The following is a 24,845-nucleotide window of genomic DNA, read 5'->3' on the forward strand; positions in this document are numbered from 1 at the left end:
CCCTACCTTTGTAAGGTGAGATAGCAAATATACATATGAAAAAACTCTTTATCCTTTTGTTCCTCTTCATCACTTTAGGAACAAACGCACAAAACAATAAAGTTTCCGGCCTCAACGCCCGCCAGTTTCATAAATATTGGAAGGTAGAGTCGGAATCTCCGGATTATAAAGTGACATTTCAGGGTGATACCGCTGAAATACTGTCTCCTAAAGGCCTTACCTTATGGAGGAAAGAAAAGATGAGCGGACGGGTAACCATTGAATATGATGCGTGTGTAGTTGTAGAAAAAGAAGGAGACCGTTTGAGTGACCTGAATTGCTTTTGGATGGCTTCGGACCCCAAACATCCTGATAATATATGGAAACGTGAGAAGTGGCGTAGCGGAATCTTTCTGAATTGTTATTCTTTGCAACTCTATTACATGGGATATGGTGGAAATTATAACTCTACTACACGCTTCCGTCGTTATGACGGCAATGAAGCAGGAATCACAGATCCCAAAGTACGTCCTGCCATACTGAAAGAATATACAGATACCGAACATTTGCTAAAAGCGAACCACTGGTATCACATTAAGATAACAAATGAAAATAATAGGGTTAGTTATTACATAGACGGCAAGCGACTGGTGGACTTCCGCGATGCCGAACCTCTGACAGAAGGATGGTTCGGCTTTCGCACCACCTTATCCCGTACCCGCATTACAAACTTTCGCTATGAATGTTTACCACCCCAAACGTCTACTGTTCCTTTACATTGGATAGGCAATACTCCTGAACAAGACAAAGCTGTAAGTTTCGGAGTTCCTTTTGATGAAGGCTACCTATTTCCTGAAACTTCATTGCGACTAAAAACAGATAGAAATCAAGAGATTCCGGTAGATACTTGGCCATTGGCTTACTGGCCGGATGGTTCCGTGAAATGGAGCGGAGTTGCCGGAGTCATTTCTGCCGGAACAGAAAGACTGACATTAGAAAAAGCCCCCCGGAAAGCAAAAATTATCAATAAACAGCCTAATGCTTCTATTGCAATCACTGAAACGCCTGAAAATATTCAAATTGAAACAGGGCTGATTTCCGTATTTATTCCCCGACACGGAGATTTCCTGATTGATAGCCTATTGTATAAAGGAACTAAAGTAGGAGAGAAAGCGCGTCTGATTTGTAATACTCAAAGCGAGCCGATTCAAGAAAATACATCTCAAATATCTTTTACTCATTACATAGGGGAAATAAAATCAGTAACCATAGAACGTCTGGGCTCTGTACGGGCACTTGTAAAGTTGGAAGGGATACATCGGAACAGGAATAAGGAGATTGATACGAATCACTCTGAAGGGAAAGGGAATTATGCGAATAACTCTGATATGAACAAACGGAATAACCGTGAGTGGCTTCCTTTTGTGGTACGTCTCTACTTTTATGGTGGCAGTGAACAGATCAAAATGGTACATAGTTTCGTCTATGACGGAGATCAGAAGAAAGATTTCATTCGTAGTTTAGGTATCCGTTTCGACGTTCCTATGCGTGAAGCTCTGTATAATCGTCATATTGCTTTCTCGTGTGCAGATGGAGGAGTGTGGAGCGAGCCGGTACAACCATTGGTAGGGCGTCGCATACTCACTTTAAATAAGGCAGATAATAAGAAAAATAGTAATGAAAAGAAGGACGCACAACAGAAGCCAACAGATGAACCCTCCCTGCAACAGCAGCAAATGGAAGGCAAACGTATTCCGCCTTATGAATCTTTCGATGAAAAGAACCGCTCTCTGCTCGATAACTGGGCTTCATGGAATGACTACCGTCTGTCTCAACTCACTGCCGATGCTTTCTCCATTCGTAAACGTGCCAATAACGATAATCCCTGGATAGGAACCTTTTCCGGCACACGTAGCGATGGATATATTTTTGTCGGAGATATTACCGGAGGATTAGGACTTTGTATGCATGACTTTTGGCAGTCTTATCCCTCTTCTATTGAAATTTCAGACGCACGAACCCCGGTAGCTACCCTTACCGCCTGGTTGTGGAGTCCGGAGTCCGAGCCTATGGATTTACGGCATTATGATCGTATAGCTCATGACCTGAATGCCAGCTATGAAGATGTCCAGGAAGGTATGAGCACGCCATACGGCATTGCCCGTACAACTACGTTGACACTGATCCCACAAAGTGGCTATGCCGGAAAAAAGGCTTTTGCTGATTATGCCAAACAATTTTCTAGCCCTAGTCTGTTAATGCCAACCCCGAATTATCTTCATGCCCGCCAGGCTTTCGGGATATGGAGTCTCCCCGACCGTACTACTCCATTCCGTACTCGTGTAGAAGACCGCTTGGATGCTTACATTGACTTCTATCAGAAAGCAATCGAACAAAACAAGTGGTACGGTTTCTGGAATTATGGTGATGTGATGCACGCTTATGACCCTGTTCGTCATACCTGGCGTTACGATGTCGGAGGATTTGCCTGGGACAATACGGAACTGGCTTCTAATATGTGGCTATGGTATAATTTCCTGCGTACCGGGCGTATTGATATTTGGCGTATGGCAGAAGCTATGACGCGTCATACAGGCGAAGTGGATGTCTATCATATCGGTCCCAATGCCGGATTAGGCAGTCGGCATAATGTAAGTCATTGGGGATGCGGAGCTAAAGAAGCGCGAATCAGCCAGGCCGCCTGGAACCGTTTCTACTATTACCTTACTACAGACGAACGTTGCGGTGATTTAATGACTGAAGTGAAGGATGCCGACCACAAACTCTATGACTTGGACCCTATGCGCCTGGCCCAACCTCGCAGTGAATATCCTTGTACCGCTCCCGCCCGTTTGCGTATCGGTCCCGACTGGCTGGCTTATGCCGGTAATTGGATGACAGAATGGGAGCGCACAGGTAACACTGCTTATCGTGATAAAATAATAGCAGGAATGAAAAGCATTGCCGTCCTGCCTAACCGCCTCTTTACCGGCCCCAAAGCTCTAGGATTTGATCCGTCAACAGGAATCATCACAACCGAATGTGACCCCAAATTGGAAACAACCAACCATTTAATGACGATCATGGGCGGATTTGAGATAGCCAATGAAATGATGCGTATGATTGATATACCCGAATGGAAAGACGCCTGGCTTGATCATGCTGCACGTTACAAGAAGAAAGCATGGGAACTTAGCCATAGCCGTTTTCGTGTCTCCCGTCTGATGGCTTACGCAGCTTATCACTTGCGCAATACCCAAATGGCTGAAGAAGCCTGGAAAGATTTGTTTACCCGGTTGGAACATACACCTGCACCGCCTTTCCGCATCACTACCATACTTCCGCCGGAAGTACCGTCTCCATTAGATGAATGTACGAGCATTAGCACGAATGATGCTGCTCTTTGGAGCTTGGATGCTATTTATATGCAGGAAGTTATTCCGAAGGATGAATAGCAGAAGCATTTATTTCTTCACATTTCACCATATCCCAACCTTGGAACTGAATTAATAATAGGTGAAGTGTCGTTCCAGTAGCCAGTTTCTGCACAACTTTATCCTTACTGTATCGCAACAGTTGCTGTCTTCCTTCTTCTGCTTGGGCTTCAAGTTCAGCATTGGTAGCTGTACGTGTAGCGTATTTCAACTCCAGGATATAGCTGTGTTCTATATCGGAATAACGCATTTTGTCCGGCAATAGGAAGAAGTCACAATAGCCATAGTTCATTTCCAGTTCCGGCTGTACGAGATAATAAGAAGCAATGGCAAGATAGGCTTTTAGGAAACCTTGCAGGTTTCTTTCCCCTTCTATCGCATCACGTATGGAAGAGTTCTCCCGATAGGCACGGGCGATGGTTTCGAAGAATGGTTGCCAATGACCATCGAAGGCGAAATCATCTATCAAGTCTTTCAGATGTGAAAGATTCAGGGTATGGGCCTGTTGATAGTAGTCGCGCAAGAATCCAAGGTACTGCTCGCGCACACAATTGTTAGGTATGCACATTTTCAGACGGTCGCCACGGGTGCCGCACATGGTAAGTAAACCATAATAATAGAGCAGGCTTCGGAAGTTCTCTATATCTGCTATCTTTTCTGACGGGAACGAAGTATGTAAGTCTACCAGTATTTCACCTTTTGCCGCAATTTCTTCGATAGTACTCATGCGGCTTCCCTCATGGGTGTTGTCGTGGTCAATGCGTGCCAGCATTTTCAGTTTACTGTAATCCGTACGGATATTCTTGTCTACCATATTTTCGGGTGGACGGTGAAAATCAATTTGGTTACGTAAATAGTATAAAGTCATATCGCAATTAAACACACGGTCGTTGTCCAAAGATGTTCTGGCGAAGCAATAATTGTCATACCACGGTTTCATTTCTGTAATCATCGCTTCTACATCACCGACCAGCTTTCCATTTTGTTGGTAATAACGGAGCATTTCACGTACTTCAGTTTCATCAAATCCTATCATGGCATTAAAACGGGAATCAGTCGATATATTCCAGTCAATATTATACCCGCTAGATAAATCATCCAGTGTGATAGGGCTGACTCCCATTAGGAAAATTCGGTCAAACATACCTTTGAACTGCTTGAAGTATTCACGGTAGAAGCCGCTGGCATGAGTCAGGTCATGGAACATTTTCTGTCCGTGTTCGCTCAATATGACGTTGGTAAAGTTGTCATATTCGTCAATTATCAGATAGAGAGGATATCCTTTTTCTTTAGCCTTTACTTCTATATATGATAATTTTGCTTTAGCGCTTTCAATGCTTTCTACTGTTGACTTGAAATCTTCATCATAATAAGATGCGTATGCATGGGCAAACTGGTTGATGATGATACTGCAATATTCATTAAAGCTACTCATCAAATCTGCTCCCGGCAGTGAGCAGCCTGCTTTTGAGAAGTCGAAGAAAAGGACTTGGAAACTGTTATGTTGTTTGGTTGGACGGCTTCCTATCCATAAGTCACCGAAATACTTGTCGAAGTTATCCTTCTGTATTATGTCGTAATAAGTACGCATCATGCTTAGGAATAAGCTTTTTCCGAAACGTCTCGGACGAATAAGGAAAAGGTAACTGGGCATTTCCTCGATAAGGGGCAGATACATGGTTTTATCGACGAAATAGAAGTTTTCGTTCCGCATCCGGTTGAAGTCGGATATTCCGTATGGTATTCCTTTCACTTGGCTCATATTGGCAGGCTTTTAATTTGTACAGGCAAAGTTAATCTATTCCGTGGAATAAATCAATGATTTGCGACTGTATTATGTTGGATACGAACATTCATTTTTCCCTTGAATGGGGATGAACATATCCTGTCCAGATGTTCTGTTTTTAAGATTATATTAGAAAATAACCGTTGCGAAATTGATGAATCAGAGAAAAAACTGCATAAATAAGTGCAATAATATGCAGAAATATAGGCGAAAAGTGAATAATATCAGACAGAATATGCGTCTTTTCTAACGGAAAAAGAGTTCGTTAGGTTTAAACCAACAGGGTGATCCTCACCGATGAACGCTGTCTTCCTCACCGATGAACTTGTCCTTCATCGGTGAGGAAGATATAAATGTGCTTTTTTAAGCTAGTTTTTCTCTGATTTACCTGGACTTTTGAATAAGAAAATAATAACATAATGGAAGATTAATCCCTGAATCGATATCGACTTGCAAGTGTTGTAGGATAAAATAGGTGTGAAATGCTAGATAAACTCTATAAATGATAAGAATGAGGATTTGCGTGTTGACAAATGTCGGAGCTTTTTTATTCTTCTTCATCTGCTATGCTGTTTTCTCCATTCTGCACTGCTTAAATATTCCTTTTTTAAGATAGAATATTTAAACAGTCCGGATAGTCTATATTTCCCTTTAGTCCTTTGCTATCTTTACAGGATTCTCTTTCGTATTATTTCAAATACTCTTTTAGCGGGCAATCACTCTTTTTCAACCCTTCAGCAATACTTTTGGCGTTCATGTGCGCTCCTTTCAAAGAAGTATGTGTATGGTCGTGATTGTAGTAAGCTGCAGCTTTCTTCACACCTTTCTTTTCAAGTTTATCGGCACTAATCTTATTCAAGTCAATGAAATAAGCTCCCGTAGCTTCCGCAGCTTCACGTGTCCACTTGCCAAAAGACTCGGTATTACGTTCTATTTTTCCATCTTTCCATTTGTTGCGTGGCGTATGACTAAGAACGATGGGAATGGCACCTTTCTCCTGAACATCCATGATGAACTTTCGAAGATACCAGCCGAAAGTATAAACAACTTGATATTTGCCTGTCTTTTCCATTAGAAAGACTTTGCTCTCATCTCCCGAACCGCGCAATTCGGCACGGGCTTTCCCTTTGTTTATATCTCCTGCATCATTATGTCCGAACTGAATCAGAACGAAGTCCCCCGGTTGCAAGGCATTGTATACCTTATCCCAACGACCTTCATCGAGGAAAGTACGTGCACTACGTCCTGCCATCGCACGATTTTCTACAGAAATTTTATTTAGATTGAACTCGTCAGCAATTACGCTTCCCCAACCCCACATACCGTTTTTGTCTTTATCTTCATTTCTGACCGTACTATCTCCGATAGTAAACAATACCGGACGTCCCTCTTTCCGACTGGAACCTGTCACTGTATCTTTCTCAACAGGTTTCAGATAATTGGCTAATTCCAGTCCTTCATACGCACGTATTCCGTCAGCAGCAGATTCAGCATTTACTTTAGCACCGAAAGCACTTGTATGTATACGGTCGATGTAGAACATATATTTCACCTTATTCTTGCCGAACTTTTCAAATTTGCGGGCGCTGATATCATTCAAGTCAATAAAAGGAACACGCTGTTCTTCTGCCACCTGCTTTGCCCACAATCCGAAAGTTTTGTTGACACGTGTGATAATGGTGCTGTCTTTGTCTTCCCAGGCATTGCGGGGAGTAAGCGAAAATAGGATCGGATGAGCACCTTTGGCTTTTACATCTTGAATGAAACGACGCATATATTCCCCGTAGGTATATACGGTTTCTTTCACTCCGGTTTCTTTAATCGTTACGTTCAGTGTATCTTTACCAATTCCGGGAATGGAAGCACGGGCACGTCCGCTGTCGTATGGGCCGTTGTCATTGTGCCCCAATTCGATGATAACCCAGTCTCCCGGGCGTACTCCTTTGATTACATCCGGCCATAAACGGTTATAGAAAGTACGGCTACTGGTTCCACCCAATGCATGATTCTCTACAGTAATCCGGTTAGAGTCGAAATAATCGCCTGCATAATAGCCCCATCCCCATTGTCCGTTGTTGCCGTTTCCTAAAGTTCCGGTACGCATGGTAGAGTTACCTACCAGGAACAGAACTGGGTTGTCACCTTTCCGGCTGGAACCGGCTTCCGGTCGCGAGGTACGTGCTTTATTCAGGCTGTCCAGCGTGTTGTCAATTACTTGATTGACGTCTGCCATGGGAGCGGAAACTTTATTTTGCGCTTGCAGTTGCAAACTGAATGTAATGGCTGTCAGCCAACATATATACGGGAATAATTTGTTTTTCATGAATCTGTTCTCTTTGAAATCCCTCACTGACCGGTGTCTAAACAGTCAGTGAGGGAACTAGCTACTAACTAACCTCTAACTAAACCTAATGAATGATTATCTTTAAACCTAATGAAAAAACAGTGTATGTTATTTTAATTTATAAACTTCTGTTCCGGCAAGCAGGAAACAACCGACTCCGTAGTCTTCAAAGTCGGGCACACTCTTGTAAGTAACCGGCTGTCCGTCTTTAGGCTCTTTGCCTGTTCCCTGCACATATCCCAGGAATCCGTTCGGATGTACGGCATCTTTCACCATAGCGTTCCATGCTTTTAAAAGGACGGGAAGATATTCTTTGCGGTCGAGCAGTCCGTTGCGCACTCCCCAAGCCATACCGTATACAAACAGTGCTGTTCCGGAAGTCTCTTTGCCTCCGAAGTTCGTCGGATCATGAAGACTCACATTCCAGAAACCATCTTCACGCTGACATTTTTTAAGTGCCTTGCTCATAGCGAGAAAATCATTTATATAATCCTGGCGATGTGTTTCATTGGCAGGGATTTCATCCAATACCCGTACAAGAGCTGCATATACCCAGCCATTTCCACGACTCCAGTAGCAATCTTCTCCATTCGGTTCTTTGTAAGGAGGATCAAAGTCCTGATCGCGCCACCATAAGCAATCTTTAGGATTATACATTCCGGCTTCTCCGTGCACGTTACGAGTATAAGAATACATATCCCACATCTTATCATAGTATTTCTGTTCACCGGTCATTTTTCCAAACTTAGCGTAGATTGGCATTGCCATCTGGATAGCGTCAATCCACCACCAATCGTTCACCTGCGGAGTGTTGACTACCATATCGATACTTGCTTTTATATTTCGGATCATATTTGGGTCGGACGGACACATATTATAAAGGTCGATATAAACTTGTCCGCAGCAATGGTCGTCGGCATTACGGGTCGTATTGCCGTTTCTCATTCCCCATTTGTGGAAATCAGCCCAATCGTAGGCATACTTATAATAATCCTCACGAGGGTAAATGCCATACAGAGTCATTAATCCTTCATAATATACGCCTCTCGTCCATATATTGCTTGGACGAACTCTGCCATAGAAAGAAGGCAATGTATAATCGGCATACTTTTTCATAAAGTAGTCGTTTACTTTTACGATAGTCTCTAAAGTCTCTTTTTGTGTAGGTAACTCTTGTGCCATGACCGGCTTTCCTGTCATAAGACAAAGAAGGGTTACTGTAAAGAATGAGAGTAGTGATTTCTTCATGGTGAAATAATTCTGTTTTATTAATTGGGTGTTTATTCTAATTTTTATTGGCAAAGATAAGGGACGCACTTTTCTTTTTCAATGGATTTCCGTTCAGATATATTCATTTTTGTTCACCAGGTAGTTATAATGCGGTTTAAAAGTGGGCTATATGATGATTTCTACATAGATCTGTACAATATTCTATTTTATAAGTAGGCTGTGCCGCTTACTTTTGTGTTGTAAATTGATTAACGATAAAACTATGAAATGCATAAGTGCTTTTTTAAGTCTGTGTCTGATAGCTGCTTTTGTAGTGGCGCAGCCGAACTATGACTTTTCGAAATTGAAACGCGAACATTTGGGACGCGGTGTAATTGCCATCAGAGAGAATCCATCTACTGTTGCCGTGTCTTGGCGTTATCTGTCCTCCGACCCGATGGACGAATCTTTTGATGTTTATAGAAACGGTGAAAAGGTAAACAAATATCCGATAAGAAATGCGACTTTCTTTCAGGATATATATAAAGGTACGGAATCCGTACTTTATACCGTCAAAGCTATCCAATCAAAAACGGAAAGCTGTTATCAATTGCCGTCCGATGCTCCGGCTGGTTATCTGAACATCCCGCTGAATCGTCCTGAAAACGGTACGACTCCGGCAGGGCAAAGTTATTTCTATGCTCCTAATGATGCCAGTATCGGCGATGTAGACGGTGACGAGGAATATGAGATTATCTTGAAATGGGATCCGTCGAACGCACACGATAATTCGCATGACGGTTACACCGGAGAGGTATATTTCGATTGTTATAAATTAAACGGGCAACATTTATGGCGCATTAATCTGGGACGTAATATACGTGCCGGTGCACACTACACCCAGTTTATGGTGTTTGACTTCGATGGTGACGGTAAAGCGGAAGTAGTAATGAAAACCGCCGACGGAACAGTGGACGGAAAAGGAAAAGTGATTGGAGATGCGCAAGCTGACTATCGGAATGAACAGGGACGTATTTTGACCGGACCGGAATATCTGACTGTCTTCAACGGTCTGACAGGAGAAGCGATGCAAACAATTGATTACGTACCGGGAAGAGGAAACCTGATGGACTGGGGAGACAATCGTGGTAATCGTAGTGACCGCTTTTTGGCTTGCGTTGCCTACCTCGACGGTATCCATCCTAGTGTTGTGATGTGTCGTGGATATTATACCCGTACAGTATTGGCTGCATACGACTGGAATGGAAAGGAACTGAAAGAACGCTGGATTTTCGACAGTAACCATCCCGGTTGTGAAGACTATGCCGGACAAGGTAATCATAACCTTCGGGTAGGTGACGTAGACGGTGACGGATGCGATGAGATTATCTACGGCTCGTGTGCCATCGACCATAACGGCAAAGGATTGTACACAACGAAGATGGGACATGGAGACGCGATTCATCTGACTCATTTCGATCCTTCTCGCAAAGGATTGCAAGTATGGGACTGTCACGAAAACAAGCGTGACGGAAGTACGTACAGAGATGCGGCAACCGGAGAAATACTTTTCCAGATAAAAGATAGTACAGATGTCGGGCGTTGCATGGCGGCTGATATTGACCCGACCCATCCGGGCGTTGAAATGTGGTCTCTTGCTTCCGGAGGAATAAGAAATATAAAAGGAGAAGTGGTGAAAGCCCGTGTCAGAGGATTGTCATGTAATATGGCTGTCTGGTGGGACGGTGATTTACTGCGCGAACTATTGGATAGAAACATAGTCAGCAAATATAATTGGAAGAAAGGAGTCTGTGAGCGTATAGCCATTTTCGAAGGAGCTCTTTCCAACAACGGAACGAAGGCAACACCTTGCCTGCAAGGAGATATTGTAGGCGACTGGCGGGAAGAAGTACTGTTGCGCACAGCCGATAATACCGCTTTGCGGCTTTATGTCTCTACCATTCCCACTGATTACCGCTTCCACACCTTTTTGGAGGATCCTGTTTATCGCATCAGTATCGCTACCCAGAACGTAGCCTACAACCAGCCGACACAACCGGGATTCTACTTTGGACCGGATTTGCAGGGAACCCTATTCAGAGGATGTAAAATACCTAAAAAATAAAATATGAATATTCGTATCATAGCCATTGCTTTGTTGCTGATAGCTTTGCCTGTCAGTGCACAGAAAAAGAAAACTGTAGTGAATGACTCAAACACGCCTTTGCATTTATTGCAACCTGCTTATCAGGGCACTTATGGTGATTTGACACCGGAACAGGTAAAGAAAGAGGTAGACCGTGTATTTGCTTATATAGATAAGGAGACTCCCGCCCGTGTGGTAGACAAGAATACGGGTAAAGTGATTACCAACTATACAACGATGGGAGAGGAGGCACAACTGGAGCGTGGAGCTTTTCGTTTGGCAAGTTATGAATGGGGAGTGACTTATTCTGCCTTGATAGCGGCATCCGAAGCTACGGACGACACACGCTATATGGATTATGTACAGAATCGTTTTCGTTTTCTGGCCGAAGTAGCACCGCATTTCAAACGTGTTTATAAAGAAAAGGGTACAACGGACCCGCAGTTGCTTCAAATCCTCACTCCGCACGCACTGGATGATGCGGGAGCCGTATGCGCGGCGATGGTGAAAGTCCGTTTGAAAGATCCCTCGCTTCCTGTGGATGAACTGATACGGAATTATTTTGATTTCATCATTCATAAAGAGTATCGTCTGGCAGATGGAACTTTTGCACGCAACCGTCCGCAGCATAACACTCTTTGGCTGGATGATATGTTTATGGGTATTCCGGCAGTAGCACAGATGAGTTATTATGACAAGGAGCAAAAAGATAAATATCTGGCAGAAGCAGTGAGACAATTCCTGCAATTTGCCGACCGCATGTTTATCCCCGAAAAAGGATTGTATCGTCACGGATGGGTGGAAAGCAGTAGCGATCATCCTGCTTTTTGTTGGGCGCGCGCCAACGGTTGGGCTATGTTGACGGCTTGCGAACTGCTCGACGTTCTACCGGAAGACTATCCTCAACGTGCGAAAGTGATGGATTATTTCCGGGCTCATGTACGTGGAGTGACAGCCTTACAAAGCGGAGAGGGACTTTGGCACCAACTGCTCGACCGGAATGATTCTTACCTGGAAACTTCCGCTACTGCAATATATGTATACTGTCTGGCACACGCCATCAATAAAGGATGGATTGACGCCATTGCTTACGGACCGGTTGCTCATCTGGGATGGCATGCCGTAGCCGGCAAGATAAATGCGGAGGGGCAAGTGGAAGGCACCTGTGTCGGTACGGGAATGGCTTTCGACCCTGCTTTTTACTATTACCGTCCGGTCAATGTATATGCGGCTCATGGTTACGGACCGGTTCTTTGGGCAGGTGCGGAAATGATTCGCTTGTTGAAAAATCAATATCCGAAGATGAATGACAGTGCCGTTCAATACTACCAGGTGAAACAAAAGACGACAGCACCTATTTTTGCTATCGACACAGAAGAAAAGAAAGATTAACTTTAAATAGATTGAAACCATGAAACGAGAAGCATTTAAAATGTATTTGAAACCCGGATGTGAAGCCGAATATGAAAAAAGACATGCTGCCATCTGGCCCGAACTGAAAGCACTGCTTTCACAGAATGGAGTGTCGGACTATTCGATTTATTGGGATAAAGAAACAAATATCCTGTTTGCTTTCCAAAAAACGGAAGGGGGAGCAGGTTCGCAGGATTTAGGCAATACGGAAATCGTACAGAAATGGTGGGACTATATGGCGGATATCATGGAAGTGAATCCGGACAATTCGCCGGTATCCATTCCTTTGCCGGAAGTATTCCACATGGATTGAGTTTTCAGTAATTCTATCAGTCTGTAATTTTTTAGACGCGGATTACACGGATGACATAGATTTAAGAATAAAAAATCCGCGTCATTCGTGTAATCCGCGTCTAAAAATGGTAATAATTGCTCTTTAGCATATTCACTTCCTACTATTTAATGGAGTGTTTCTTTTATTATCTCAACTATCTTGATTATTTTTGTCCTACATTTATTATTAATCTTGGAATCTATATGACGCAAAGACACCTTTTAGTCTTCACTTTCCTTGTTAGCTTTGTACTGAATGCCTATAGTGCAATAGAGCTTCGTTCTACACAAATGAGAACTAGTGACGGTCTTCCCAACAACTCTATCCGATACATCTATCAGGATAGCAAAGGCTTTTTGTGGCTGGCTACCTTGAACGGATTAAGTCGTTATGATGGCAACTCTTTCCTGACCTTTCGTCCGGAAGCCGGAGATAAAGTGTCTTTGGTCGACAACCGGATTTACGATCTTACAGAAGATAAAGATGGCTTTTTATGGATTTCCACTACACCTGAACTATATAGCTGCTATGATTTGCAACGTGCCCGTTTTGTTGATTACACGGGTTGTGGCGAGTTAAGGCAGAATTACTCTACTGTATTTGTTACAGCCAACGGAGACGTATGGTTATCACATCAAGGCAATGGTTGCCGACGTATGGTGCATCAGAAAAACGGTGAAATGACATCCACCGTATTCAGGACAGAACGTGGAAACCTGCCGGACAACCGGGTGAAATTCGTGAATGAAGATGCCAGTGGACGTATCTGGATCGGCACTCAATGCGGATTAGTTTCTGTCTCCAACGGACAATATCGGATAGAAGACCGGTTGATTCATTTCACTTCTTCTCTGGCTTATAAGGACGACATGTATTTCCTTACAGCAGATGGAGATATTTATTATTACCATTCGGCTACGCAGAAGATGCAGAAGCTGGCTGCCCTTTCAACCGTTGCAGGGCAGACGTCGCCTACCGGAAATTTCTTGTTGAAAGATAAATGGATGATTCTGACTACGACCGGAGTATATACTTATGATTTTACGACCGGAGAAGTAGCCGCTGATCCTCGTCTGAATATTAAAAAGGGCGAACTGATTCGCGACAACCACGGAGACTATTGGATATATAATCATACAGGACGCCTCACCTACGTGGTTGCCGCAACCGGTGAAAGTAAAGATTTCCAGTTGATCCCTCAAGACAAGATCAGTTACATCGACTTCGAACGTTATCATATCGTACATGATTCCCGCGGAATCATCTGGATTTCGACCTATGGGAATGGGCTTTTTGCTTATAACACAGCCGAAGATAAACTGGAACATTTCGTTGCCAACATCAACGATCAAAGTCATATCAGTTCGGATTTCCTGCAATATGTCATGGAAGATCGTGCCGGTGGCATCTGGGTAGCTTCGGAATATTCGGGTTTATCCCGCATTTCAGTGTTGAATGAAGGAACTTCTCGCATCTATCCCGAGTCCCGTGAACTGTTCGACCGTTCGAATACCATCCGTATGTTGACCAAGATGTCTAATGGCGATATTTGGGTAGGTACGCGTAAAGGCGGACTTTATACTTTTGACGCGAATCTTCAGTCGAAAATGACGAATCAATATTTCCATTCCAATATTTATGCAATCGCTGAAGATCGCCAGGGACGGATGTGGACAGGAACCCGTGGTAATGGATTGAAGGTGGGAGATACCTGGTATTATAATACCCCGTCCGACCCGACTTCATTGTCGGATAATAACGTTTTTGCTATTTATCGCGATCGCAAAGACCGCATGTGGGTGGGTACATTCGGCGGAGGGCTCGAATTGGCTGAACCTACTTCTGACGGGAAATATAAATTCCGGCATTTCTTCCAGCAAACGTTCGGAATGAGGATGGTGCGTGTGATAGAAGAAGATGAAAACGGAATGGTCTGGGTAGGAACCAGTGAGGGGATTTGTATCTTTCATCCGGACTCACTGATTGCAGATGGTGATAATTATCATCTTTTCAGTTATACAAACGGAAAATTCTGCAGTAATGAAATCAAATGTATCTATCGTGATACGAAGGGACGTATGTGGATTGGTACTTCCGGTTCGGGACTGAACCTCTGTACGCCGCAGGACGACTATCATTCATTGAAATATGAGCATTACGGAACTTCCGAAGGGTTGGTCAACGATGTGATCCAGTCTGTTTTGGGAGATAGAAAAGGAAACCTTTGGGTAGCGACTGAATATGGAATTTCCAAGTTCACCCCGTCCACCCGTTCTTTTGAGAACTATTTCTTTTCTTCCTATACTTTAGGAAATGTGTATAGTGAGAATAGTGCCTGTATGCGTGAAGATGGGAAATTGCTTTTTGGTACAAACTATGGATTAATTGTGATCGACCCTGAAAAGATACAAGATAGTGAAACGTTTTCTCCGGTTGTTTTCACTGATTTGTACGTCAATGGAACCCAGATGAATCCGCAGATGGAGGATTCTCCTTTAAAACAGTCTCTTGCTTATTCGGATGAAATTACGCTGAAATATTTTCAAAACTCATTCCTGATAGATTTCTCCACTTTCGACTATTCGGATAGCGGACATACGAAATATATGTATTGGTTGGAAAACTACGACCAGGGATGGAGTGCTCCTTCTCCACTGAATTTCGCCTCCTTTAAGTATCTGAATCCGGGAACCTACATACTTCATGTCAAGTCCAGCAATGGATCGGGTATATGGAACGACAGTGAAACTACACTGAAGATTGTAATCGTCCCGCCGTTTTGGAAGACTACCTGGGCAATGTTGTGCTATGTGCTGTTATTGATGGTAGCCTTGTATTTTGCCTTCCGCATCGTCCGCAACTTTAATGGTTTGCGTAACCGTATTAACGTAGAGAAGCAACTGACTGAATATAAGCTGGTCTTCTTCACCAATATTTCTCATGAATTCCGTACTCCGCTTACCTTAATCCAGGGAGCTTTGGAGAAAATCCAGCGTGTCACGGATATTCCGCGCGAATTGATATATCCTCTGAAAACAATGGATAAGAGTACGCAACGTATGTTGAGGCTCATCAACCAGTTATTGGAATTCAGAAAGATGCAGAATAATAAACTGGCGCTTTCTTTAGAGGAAACAGATGTCATCTCTTTCCTTTATGAAATATTTTTGAGTTTCGGCGACGTGGCGGAACAGAAGAATATGAACTTCCGTTTCTTGCCTTCGGTGCCATCTTATAAGATGTTTATTGATAAAGGAAATTTGGATAAGGTGACTTATAACCTGCTTTCAAATGCATTTAAATATACCCCTTCCAACGGAACGATTATTCTTTCGGTGAATGTGGACGAAGGGAAGCAAACATTGCAGATTCAGGTTTCGGATACGGGAGTAGGGATTCCTAAAGAGAAACAGAATGAATTGTTCAAGCGGTTTATGCAGAGTAATTTCTCCGGTGACAGTATTGGGGTCGGTCTGCATTTGAGCCACGAACTGGTGCAGGTGCATAAAGGTACGATTGAGTATAAAGACAATGAAGGTGGCGGTTCTGTATTTACCGTATGTATTCCGACAGATAAGACGGTGTATTCGGAGAAAGACTTCCTTGTTCCGGGCAACGTATTGCTGAAAGAGGCGGACGGTCATGCACATCATTTGTTACAGCTTTCGGAAGAGCTTCCTGACCCGGAAAAGATGGCTGCTCCTTTGAACAAACGGAAAGTGCTGATTATTGAAGATGATAATGATATCCGTGAGTTTCTACGGGAAGAAATCGGCGCATACTTTGAAGTGGAAGTGGCTGCCGACGGCACGTCCGGATTTGAAAAGGCCTGTACGTATGATGCCGACCTGATTATCTGTGATGTTCTGATGCCGGGTATGACCGGATTTGAAGTAACCAAGAAACTAAAAACAGATTTTGATACGAGTCATATTCCCATTATCCTTCTGACCGCGTTGAACTCACCGGAAAAGCATCTGGAAGGAATTGAGGCAGGTGCGGATGCATACATCGCCAAACCATTCAGCGTTAAACTGCTGTTGGCACGTGTATTCCGTTTGATCGAACAGCGTGATAAATTGCGTGAGAAGTTCTCCAACGAACCGGGTATTGTGCGACCGGCTATGTGTACTACCGAACGGGATAAAGAATTTGCAGACCGCTTGGCTGCCATTCTCGAACAGAATCTTGCCCGCCCGGAATTTTCTATTGATGAGTTTGCGCAGCTTATGAAGTTGGGACGAACCGTTTTTTATCGGAAATTACGCGGCGTAACAGGATATTCGCCTAATGAATATTTGCGTGTGGTGCGAATGAAGAAAGCGGCGGAGTTGTTGCTGTCAGAAGATAATCTAACGGTTGCGGAAGTCTCTTACAAGGTAGGCATCAGTGATCCTTTTTATTTCAGCAAATGCTTTAAAGCACAGTTTGGGGTGGCACCATCGGTTTATCAGCGTGGTGTGAATAATGAAGGAATAAATGAAAAAAATGAGTGATAAGGATTCAAAAAGGAACGGTATGAAAAGAAGAGATTTTGTTTGCTTGGTATCATAATATATTCTAAAATTACTGCTTGTCTTGTAATTCACGCAATACATCATTTATAATATAAGTATCACTCATTAGATGCAGTCCGTAACGGGAGTCATGTAACATGGCACATACATTCGTTTCATAAAACAGATTTAATGCTCTTTCCGGGCTTATCTCCAATCGGGCTGATAATAATAGGACGATGCGACTGATTTTTCTCCAAAGTACTTGTTCTCTCATTTGTTACCTCCTTTTCTGTCCATAGTATCCAGTGGAAAACTATTATCAAAATGTAGATATGTATCAATGAGTTGCTGATTGAGCAAACATATCTGATGATTAGGTTGTGCATATACCAATTGCCCGAGGGCTTGCTCTATGGTGATAATGTCGTTAAGGTAATCTTCTATGGTGTCAATAACCCGATCGTTTGCTACGCCTCCTTCTATAATATCATAATCTTTCCAAGGCTGTTTTCCATTCCTACTAGCGACAATAAAATTCAACCAATGCTGATCGTAAGCATCAAAACGAAGTAGCTTGAATCCAGCTTTTATAGCTGCATCCATATCAAATTCGTATACATTAATCCATGCAGTAGTACTTGCCCGTAATAGTTGTACGCGGGCAGCCCACTGTTCTGCTTGTGAGCGTAGTGAGGTTAGATAAAAACCTCTACCGAAATCTAAATCGGCACGTCCCACTTTGGCTAAGGGATGCTCTATAGAAAGGGTGGAGCCATGATAAAGTGTTATTTTCATCCCTTCTCGCCCTCCTGTGCCTCCCAGTTCTTCAAAGCCTCGACCACATCCTCGCCTACATGTTTTAGACTTTGTGTGTGCATCACTTCGTAATTGTCCAGTAGAAGACGTTTGATTAGATTCATTTTCTCTAAACGTCGGCGCATTTCCATAGGAGAAATTCCCATTTCGCGTGCTCCAGCTTCTATTGCCATGACTGCAAAGTGAATCTTTTCACTTTCTAGGATATCCGGTTGTTTACACATAAGCGTTAAAATTCAGTTTATGAACAAAGATACTTGATGGCAGGCAAATAAACAACATTGCCGGAACTTTTTTATTTGATTGTTTCGAGAAACTCAACTTCGATGATTCTCAACTGGTGTTTGCTACTGCTTTTTTCCAATTCCATTGTATTGGCCGCTATAGCCTCTACTTCGATAATCTGTCCGAAAGCATCTTTGTCACTGGTGTTTCCTTTCAAGCGGATGGTTATCGTATTAGCACGTACGGGCTTTTCTACATTGAGATGAATATATCCCAGGCTTTTATCCGTGTTTCCGCTCCAAATCAAGGTGTTGCCGGCATATACTTCCAGCGGGTAACTTCGTGAACGCCATCCTTGCAGTTTGATGCATATATCGTCTATTTCGGCATCTCTTTCCAATGTATAGGTAATCCATGCAGTGCTTAGTTTACCGTCATTCTTCCATTCGGTCAGTTCGATATCATCGTAGCTTTTTTCAGCATCATTATTGTTGGAACCGGCTTTTGCCGAAACGATTCGTACACCCTTTTTGCTGTCTTTGTAAGAAGGGGTAGAAGGTGTTTCTCCTCTATCCAGTCTGCCTTTCAAAGTGGCCTGCGGAAGATAGGTACTCAAACCTCCGGTCACTTTTACAGGCACCGTTTCCAATGTGAGAGAGGCACTTAGAAGTCCTTTAGCCTGTGCTGTCAGAGTTACTTTTCCGGCAGCCGTCGTGCTGCGGATCAGTGCGCGGTTGATACCACATTCTACCGGAAGGTTTGTATCAAGAATATGATTGTTTTTACCTTGAGCAATACCTCCGCGCCATTCCGCCTGACCCTTGAGTGTGAACTGAATAGTGCGGTTGTCCAACGGACAACGTTGTCCGTCTTTATCTACCACTTCCACCTGTATCAATGTCATATCCGCACCGTCTGCATGAAAGCCTTCGGGGTTTTGGATAGCGGTAAGTTTCAGACTGGCAGGTTCACCGGCTGTATTTACAGCATAACGACTGATTTCTTTCCCTGCTTTATTGTAGCTGACAGCTTCCAGTTTGCCCGGTTTGAAGGCTACGTTGTCGAAAGTAAAGAGAAAATTGTATTGGCGTTTGCCTTTACCCAGGGAGTTACCATTCAGGAAAAGCTCCACCTCTTCTCCGGTAGATACTACCTGCACAGGTTTTACCGTATTATCCGGATAGTTCCAGTGTCCGATGATGTAGGTCTGGTCTTTTTCCGTATCTACCCATCCGTCCCACATTACCTGATGTGCGTAGAAAGCATCTTTTTCGATACGCATCGCGTCCGTCACTCCACTTCTTCGGTAGTTTTCCGCACCCCGGTAGTGGGTATTGGTGTCGGAGAAGATAATTTTAGTACCGCCGGAGCTGACTCTGTTACCCGTTCCGGGACGCTCACGCCAATAATCATACCAGCGGGCTATCATGGTGATGGCAAGTTCATCTTGGTTGCGGTTATAGTCAGTGGCCGGTTGTCCTTTATAAAGTGGTCCGTCACCTTCTTTGTGGAAAGGATAGCTATATTCATCCCAGTACTTTCTTAAACCTTCGTCGCGGCAATATTCGGTCGCCCACATCGGATGATGTTCGCTTCTGTTGATGTACAGCATTTCGCCACCGTATTCCGCTTCGCGGATATCCAACATTTCACGTGATCCGATGGCACGTCCGCCGAACGGGTCGTATTTGTCGCGGACAGCTTTCATTTCTATCATGTGTTCGCGGCTGATGGCTTTGTTGCCACATTCGTAGAACAGGATACTCGGATTATTACGGTTGTAGATAATCGCGTCTCGCATCAACTCCACCCGTTGTTCCCATTGACGTCCTTCACGGTCTTTTTCTGCATCTCCGGCAGGCATTGCCTGTATCAGACCTACACGGTCGCAGGATTCTACATCCTGTTTCCACGGAGTAGCGTGCATCCAGCGAACCAGATTCGCGTTTCCTTTCACCATCAGGTCATTAGAAAAATCGCTCAACCAGGCAGGTACGGACAGACCTACTGCCGGCCATTCGTTGCTGGTGCGCTGTGCATACCCTTTCATTTGGATAACACGGTCGTTCAACCATATCTTTCCTTCCGCGAAGCGGGTCTTGCGGAAGCCGGTGCGGGTACTGACTTCGTCGAATATCTGATTATTATCATCTTTCAAAGCGGTTTTTACCGTATACAAGTAACCATATCCCCAACTCCAGAAGTGAAGATTATGAAGGATGGCAGATGCTTTTACCGTCTTAGTCTCTCCGGCTTTCAAAGTCACTTTATCACCTTGGAAAGTTTTCATTAGTTTGCCGTCGGCATCAAGTATAGTCACCTGATAGCTGAATTGCCGGGTAGCTTTACTGTCATTTCTGACTTCCGATTCGGCATGAATCGTAGCTTTGCGTCCTTGGATGTCGAAGTCTTGGGCATAGACGTATACGCCTGTCGTTTTCAGGTTGCTATATAGGGGAAGAGTCTGATATACATTATCAGTAACGTACAAGAAGACGTTTTTAGGAATACCGCCATAGTTGGCATTGAAATTGCGGTCGTTCCACTGGAACTTAGAGTTAGTTCCTTCTTCTCTGTACATCCAGTCGTTGTCGGTGCGAACGGCAATCACGTTCTCACCCTCTTTGATATGTGGAGTCAGGTCGAACCCTACCGCCATAACACCGTTTTCGTGTCTGCCTAGATAATGTCCGTTAAGATAGAAGTCTCCGCGTTGGCGTACTCCTTCAAATTCGACGAATACTTTCTGATTACTTTTCAGTTCCGGAATCTGGAAACTCTTGCGATACCATACCACTGTATCTGTCAATTGTTCAATGGAAAGTTTGAATGCTTCATCTTCATTGAAGGCATGGGGCAAAGTTACTTGTTTCCATTTACTGTCGTCGAATTTTGTATCTTTGGCTTTAGGAAAGTCTCCTATCCGCAGCTTCCATTCGCTGTTGAAATTGTATTTTTTGCGTTCGGATGCCTGTATATTAATGGCGGACAGTATAGCCAGGAGAAATGTGAAAAGAAATAATTTGTGTTTCATGATAGTCTCTTAACTTACTTGAATTGATATCCTCTGAAAGTACCTTTCATTTTTATAAGGTCCGGTCCGAAATAGAATCCCGGTTGTGTTGGCTGGTTATAGCCTACATTTTGGGTAGCGATACTGATTCTGTATATCGGTTCTTCAAGGAAGGTGTGGAATCTGTATTCGGTCGGAATAGTCGAAACGTAGAGCCGGAGAGCAGCGTTGTTCTCGGAGCGTACGAGTACTTCTTCCCGCCAATCGCCTATAATGTCACCTTGGAGACAAGGATTCGATTTCGTTCCATTGTTGAAAAGAGTTCCTGTGAATTTGACAAGCGGAACAAACTTTTTGTTTTCCCAGTCGTATTTAATAATCATGTTTCTATCCAATAGTTCGCGTAATAGGTCTCCATCCCACCAGACAGCCATATTGGTCGGCATATTTCTCATTTTAGGGGCTATGATTTCTCCTTTTACGTTTCGAATTCCTTGTGAATCTCCTGACCACATTTCCACACCCGGATGAGTCGGGTCAATGTCGGCGGCCATACAACGTCCTACATCGGTATTGCTTTTTATCTGTAATAACACTTCTCCGGTGGCGGCATCTCTGTACGTACTTCCGTCACGTTTGTTTTCGTGGCAGTCCCATACTTGCAGACCTTTTCGTGAAGGGTCAAAATGTGTCAGGTGGATGGCGTCTCCATGTCCCATTCGGGTAGAATAAAGTCCTTTGCCGTTGTGGTCGATAGCACAGGAACCGTAAATGATTTCGTCGCATCCATCACCATCCACATCGCCTACACGCAGATTGTGGTTTCCTTGTCCGGCGTACAGCTCGCATCCGGGATGGTTGCTGTCGAATACCCAACGGTTCTTCAGTTCTTTTCCGTTCCAGTCGAAGGCAGCCAGAACAGTACGCGTGTAGTAGCCTCGGCACATGACAACACTTGGGTGTACTCCGTCAAGATAGGCTACACAAGCCAGGAAGCGGTCGCTTCGGTTACCTTTTGCGTCTCCCCAGTCGGCAACGTTGCTGCGGGCAGGGATATAGTCGATGGTATGTAAGGCTTCACCGGTGTCTCCTGAAAAAACAGTCAGGTATTCCTTACCTTTCAAGATACGTCCTTGCTTCATCATTTGATTCCTGCTTTGGTCAAAGGAACCGGCTTCGCGATAGTCTGCATCGGCATTTCCAATTACTTTTCCTTTTCCGTCCACTGTTCCGTCGGCAGTCCGCATCACTACTTCCGCTTTGCCGTCGCCATCCAGATCGTACACCATGAATTGAGTATAATGAGCTCCTGCACGTATGTTTTTACCCAAGTTGATACGCCATAGCTGTTCTCCGTTCATTCGGTAACAATCGATGTATACTTCGCCTGTATAGCCTTCATGTGCATTGTCGTGTGAATTGCTGGGGTCCCATTTGAGGATAATTTCGTATTCGCCGTCACCGTCTACGTCACCGATGGAAGCATCATTGGGACTGTACGTGTAGGTATCACCTGCCGGAGTTACTCCGTCGGCCGGTTTTTGCAGGGGAATTTCCAGATAGCCGAGAGGCGCGTTTTCCGGGAGTGTGTATGTACCGTCAATGTGATGCGTTTCCTTGCCTTTTAGAACAGGACGTATTTCGTAAACAGCCGTTTTCTGACTGTTATTCTTATCACGGAACAAGGTGCTGACTGTGATGGGAGTGTCTGTCAGTTTCTTCCCGTCTCTGTACACATTGAAACCGGTCTGTATCGGATCGGAAGAAAGATACCTCCACGAAACGATTACTTCTGAAGGGTTTTCGCGAATGGCAACTACGCCGCGGTTTAGTTTCTCCCGTTGTAACTTTGAGTAGTTATAACCAGGTTGTGCTGTCATTGTTGCAACAGGCAGTAACATGAATATGCACAATAGATAAATTGCAATTCTTCTCATATTTGTTTCATCGGTTTGGACCTTATTATATTTATTCACTCGCAAAATTACTCCTTTTTTGAATGTATGAAATGGAGAAATGTACAAAGACTATATACAATTGTGCACCCTTTCAAATTAATCTTTCAGCTGATGTAGAATTCGATGTATGTATGAAAGTGCCTCCAGATATGGAATATTGTATATATACAAGTAGTATTTGAATCTTTTGCATAGAACTCCATAAGAAAATCAATATCTCCATATCCTTTGCTTTGGGGCAAATGGAAACATGCGGTACTTTTGCAAAAAAAGTAACGAGATATAGAAAATGATAAAGTCAGCATTTTTAATAGTAGCGACATGTTGCAGTCTGCAACTGTTTAGTCAGGAAAAATTTCCCGATGGTAAAATTATACCGGATTGGTTTTACAAAAATGAAAAAACTGATATAAATGGATTAGGAAAGAGTTTCTTGATTACCGACTATGGAGTAGTGAATGATAGTACACTGTTACAGACAGAGAAAATTCAGGCTGTTATAGATTTGGCGTCTAATAATGGAGGCGGAGTCATTGTTATACCTGAAGGTACTTATCTTAGTGGTGCGCTGTTCTTTAAGCCGGGAACACACTTGCATTTGGAAGAGAAAGCTATATTAAAAGGTAGTGACGATATTAGCAACTTTCCTGTAATAGAAACACGGATGGAGGGACAGAACCTAAAGTACTTTTCAGCTTTGATTAATGTTGATAAGGTAGATGGTTTCACCCTTTCCGGAAAAGGAAAAGTTGATGGAAACGGTGAACGATATTGGAAGTCATTCTGGTTGCGGAGGCGTGTTATTCCTAAATGTACTAATATGGATGAATTGCGTCCTCGTCTACTTCATATATCTCATAGTAATAATGTACAAGTTTCAGATGTGCGACTTGTTAATTCTCCGTTTTGGACAACTCACATTTATAAGTGTGATAGTGTAAAACTTTTGGATTTGCATATCTTTTCACCTTCTTCTCCCGTAAAGGCTCCAAGTACGGATGCAATCGATATTGATGCATGTAAAAATGTACTTGTCAAGGGATGCTATATGTCGGTTAATGATGACGCAATTGCATTAAAAGGCGGCAAAGGACCATGGGCAGATCAAGATCCCGATAATGGTGGCAATTGTGATATTATCATTGAAGACTGTACTTTTGGATTCTGTCACGGAGTGCTGACTTGCGGTAGTGAATCGATATATAATCATAATATAATTCTTCGACGTTGCAATCTAGATCAGGCTAAACGCCTGTTGTGGTTGAAAATGCGTCCGGATACTCCCCAACAATATAAGTACATCCTCGTTGAAGACATAAAAGGAAATGTCCGCAATTGTATCTTTATTGCTCCTTGGACACAGTTTTATGATTTGAAAGATCGCAAGGATATGCCAGTCTCGTATTCCAGCTATATTACAATGCGTAATATTCATCTGGATTGTGATTCCTTTTTTGCTGTAGAGAAATCAAAACAATATAAATTATCCAATTTCTGTTTTGACAATTTGACTATTACGGCTAAAAAAGATGTGAAGATAGATGAAAATATTATTGATGAATTGGTTATGAGAAAGGTTGAGATAAATAAAGTGAATTAAAAAAGAATGGTAGAAAGACTGGAAAATCGTACATAGCCTGTAAAATCGTACAAAATAGGCGTGTGATGGGCTGTACACATATGAATTTA

The 24,845-nt window shown here is 43.3% G+C and carries 14 protein-coding genes; 6 read left to right on the forward strand and 8 right to left on the reverse strand.

The window, feature by feature from the left end; genetic code table 11:
- Positions 1-35: 35 nt before the first annotated feature.
- Entirely contained in the window at positions 36-3,434 is a 3,399-nt protein-coding gene (locus tag DXA54_RS09580) for a DUF6250 domain-containing protein (protein ID WP_120079325.1), read from the forward strand.
- On the opposite strand, the gene DXA54_RS09585 is transcribed toward DXA54_RS09580, so the two are convergent.
- The 3 genes from DXA54_RS09585 to DXA54_RS09595 all read right to left on the reverse strand — a co-directional run bounded on the left by DXA54_RS09585 (position 3,415) and on the right by DXA54_RS09595 (position 8,791).
- Positions 3,415-5,175, reverse strand: a complete 1,761-nt coding sequence (locus DXA54_RS09585; RefSeq protein WP_004301572.1) for an ATP-binding protein — start codon at positions 5,173-5,175, stop codon at positions 3,415-3,417. The two genes, DXA54_RS09580 and DXA54_RS09585, sit on opposite strands and share 20 nt — an antisense overlap.
- Before the next feature lie 712 nt (positions 5,176-5,887).
- On the reverse strand, positions 5,888-7,522 hold the full coding sequence (locus tag DXA54_RS09590) for a rhamnogalacturonan acetylesterase (RefSeq protein ID WP_165863235.1): 1,635 nt from the start codon (positions 7,520-7,522) through the stop codon (positions 5,888-5,890).
- Positions 7,523-7,651: 129 nt separating this feature from the next.
- Complete coding sequence (locus DXA54_RS09595; RefSeq protein ID WP_120079327.1) at positions 7,652-8,791, reverse strand: glycoside hydrolase family 88 protein; 1,140 nt, start codon at positions 8,789-8,791, stop codon at positions 7,652-7,654.
- Positions 8,792-9,035: 244 nt separating this feature from the next.
- On the opposite strand from DXA54_RS09595, the gene DXA54_RS09600 reads away from it, so the two are divergent.
- The 4 genes from DXA54_RS09600 to DXA54_RS09620 all read left to right on the forward strand — a co-directional run bounded on the left by DXA54_RS09600 (position 9,036) and on the right by DXA54_RS09620 (position 17,141).
- On the forward strand, positions 9,036-10,877 hold the full coding sequence (locus DXA54_RS09600; protein WP_120079329.1) for a rhamnogalacturonan lyase: 1,842 nt from the start codon (positions 9,036-9,038) through the stop codon (positions 10,875-10,877).
- 3 nt (positions 10,878-10,880) lie between these two features.
- The gene (locus DXA54_RS09605; RefSeq protein ID WP_120079331.1) at positions 10,881-12,290 is read left to right on the forward strand and encodes a glycoside hydrolase family 105 protein; all 1,410 of its coding nucleotides are present in this window, start codon (positions 10,881-10,883) and stop codon (positions 12,288-12,290) included.
- Between the two features lie 19 nt (positions 12,291-12,309).
- Entirely contained in the window at positions 12,310-12,624 is a 315-nt protein-coding gene (rhaM, locus tag DXA54_RS09610) for an L-rhamnose mutarotase (protein WP_004308498.1), read from the forward strand.
- 224 nt (positions 12,625-12,848) lie between these two features.
- Positions 12,849-17,141, forward strand: coding sequence for a two-component regulator propeller domain-containing protein (locus DXA54_RS09620; RefSeq protein WP_120079401.1), 4,293 nt, complete (start codon positions 12,849-12,851; stop codon positions 17,139-17,141).
- A gap of 70 nt (positions 17,142-17,211) precedes the next feature.
- On the opposite strand, the gene DXA54_RS09625 is transcribed toward DXA54_RS09620, so the two are convergent.
- The 5 genes from DXA54_RS09625 to DXA54_RS09645 all read right to left on the reverse strand — a co-directional run bounded on the left by DXA54_RS09625 (position 17,212) and on the right by DXA54_RS09645 (position 23,135).
- Positions 17,212-17,418 (reverse strand): DUF3791 domain-containing protein, encoded by a 207-nt coding sequence (locus tag DXA54_RS09625; protein WP_004308500.1) that lies wholly within the window; start codon positions 17,416-17,418, stop codon positions 17,212-17,214.
- Entirely contained in the window at positions 17,415-17,939 is a 525-nt protein-coding gene (locus DXA54_RS09630; RefSeq protein WP_004308501.1) for a DUF3990 domain-containing protein, read from the reverse strand. Before DXA54_RS09630 ends, DXA54_RS09625 begins: the two co-directional genes overlap by 4 nt.
- Complete coding sequence (locus DXA54_RS09635; protein ID WP_004308502.1) at positions 17,936-18,184, reverse strand: DUF3791 domain-containing protein; 249 nt, start codon at positions 18,182-18,184, stop codon at positions 17,936-17,938. Before DXA54_RS09635 ends, DXA54_RS09630 begins: the two co-directional genes overlap by 4 nt.
- 71 nt (positions 18,185-18,255) lie before the next feature.
- Positions 18,256-21,219 carry a glycoside hydrolase family 2 protein gene (locus DXA54_RS09640; RefSeq protein ID WP_004308503.1) on the reverse strand — a complete coding sequence of 988 codons (2,964 nt, stop codon included), beginning with the start codon at positions 21,217-21,219 and terminating at the stop codon, positions 18,256-18,258.
- 14 nt (positions 21,220-21,233) lie between these two features.
- Positions 21,234-23,135, reverse strand: a complete 1,902-nt coding sequence (locus DXA54_RS09645) for a rhamnogalacturonan lyase (RefSeq protein ID WP_120079403.1) — start codon at positions 23,133-23,135, stop codon at positions 21,234-21,236.
- A 310-nt stretch (positions 23,136-23,445) separates the two neighbouring features.
- On the opposite strand from DXA54_RS09645, the gene DXA54_RS09655 reads away from it, so the two are divergent.
- The gene (locus DXA54_RS09655; protein WP_120079335.1) at positions 23,446-24,756 is read left to right on the forward strand and encodes a glycoside hydrolase family 28 protein; all 1,311 of its coding nucleotides are present in this window, start codon (positions 23,446-23,448) and stop codon (positions 24,754-24,756) included.
- The last annotated feature ends 89 nt before the right edge of the window (positions 24,757-24,845 follow it).

Origin of the sequence: Bacteroides sp. OF03-11BH (assembly GCF_003604005.1) — a bacterium.
GTDB classification, from domain to species: Bacteria; Bacteroidota; Bacteroidia; order Bacteroidales; family Bacteroidaceae; genus Bacteroides; species Bacteroides ovatus.

Excerpts from the sequence above, each read along its gene's own strand:
- DXA54_RS09580 (WP_120079325.1), top strand. The coding sequence starts at position 36 with ATGAAAAAACTCTTTATCCTTTTGTTCCTCTTCATCACTTTAGGAACA.
- DXA54_RS09585 (WP_004301572.1), bottom strand. The coding sequence starts at position 5,175 with ATGAGCCAAGTGAAAGGAATACCATACGGAATATCCGACTTCAACCGG.
- DXA54_RS09590 (WP_165863235.1), bottom strand. The coding sequence starts at position 7,522 with ATGAAAAACAAATTATTCCCGTATATATGTTGGCTGACAGCCATTACA.
- DXA54_RS09595 (WP_120079327.1), bottom strand. The coding sequence starts at position 8,791 with ATGAAGAAATCACTACTCTCATTCTTTACAGTAACCCTTCTTTGTCTT.
- DXA54_RS09600 (WP_120079329.1), top strand. The coding sequence starts at position 9,036 with ATGAAATGCATAAGTGCTTTTTTAAGTCTGTGTCTGATAGCTGCTTTT.
- DXA54_RS09605 (WP_120079331.1), top strand. The coding sequence starts at position 10,881 with ATGAATATTCGTATCATAGCCATTGCTTTGTTGCTGATAGCTTTGCCT.
- rhaM (WP_004308498.1), top strand. The coding sequence starts at position 12,310 with ATGAAACGAGAAGCATTTAAAATGTATTTGAAACCCGGATGTGAAGCC.
- DXA54_RS09620 (WP_120079401.1), top strand. The coding sequence starts at position 12,849 with ATGACGCAAAGACACCTTTTAGTCTTCACTTTCCTTGTTAGCTTTGTA.
- DXA54_RS09625 (WP_004308500.1), bottom strand. The coding sequence starts at position 17,418 with ATGAGAGAACAAGTACTTTGGAGAAAAATCAGTCGCATCGTCCTATTA.
- DXA54_RS09630 (WP_004308501.1), bottom strand. The coding sequence starts at position 17,939 with ATGAAAATAACACTTTATCATGGCTCCACCCTTTCTATAGAGCATCCC.
- DXA54_RS09635 (WP_004308502.1), bottom strand. The coding sequence starts at position 18,184 with ATGTGTAAACAACCGGATATCCTAGAAAGTGAAAAGATTCACTTTGCA.
- DXA54_RS09640 (WP_004308503.1), bottom strand. The coding sequence starts at position 21,219 with ATGAAACACAAATTATTTCTTTTCACATTTCTCCTGGCTATACTGTCC.
- DXA54_RS09645 (WP_120079403.1), bottom strand. The coding sequence starts at position 23,135 with ATGAGAAGAATTGCAATTTATCTATTGTGCATATTCATGTTACTGCCT.
- DXA54_RS09655 (WP_120079335.1), top strand. The coding sequence starts at position 23,446 with ATGATAAAGTCAGCATTTTTAATAGTAGCGACATGTTGCAGTCTGCAA.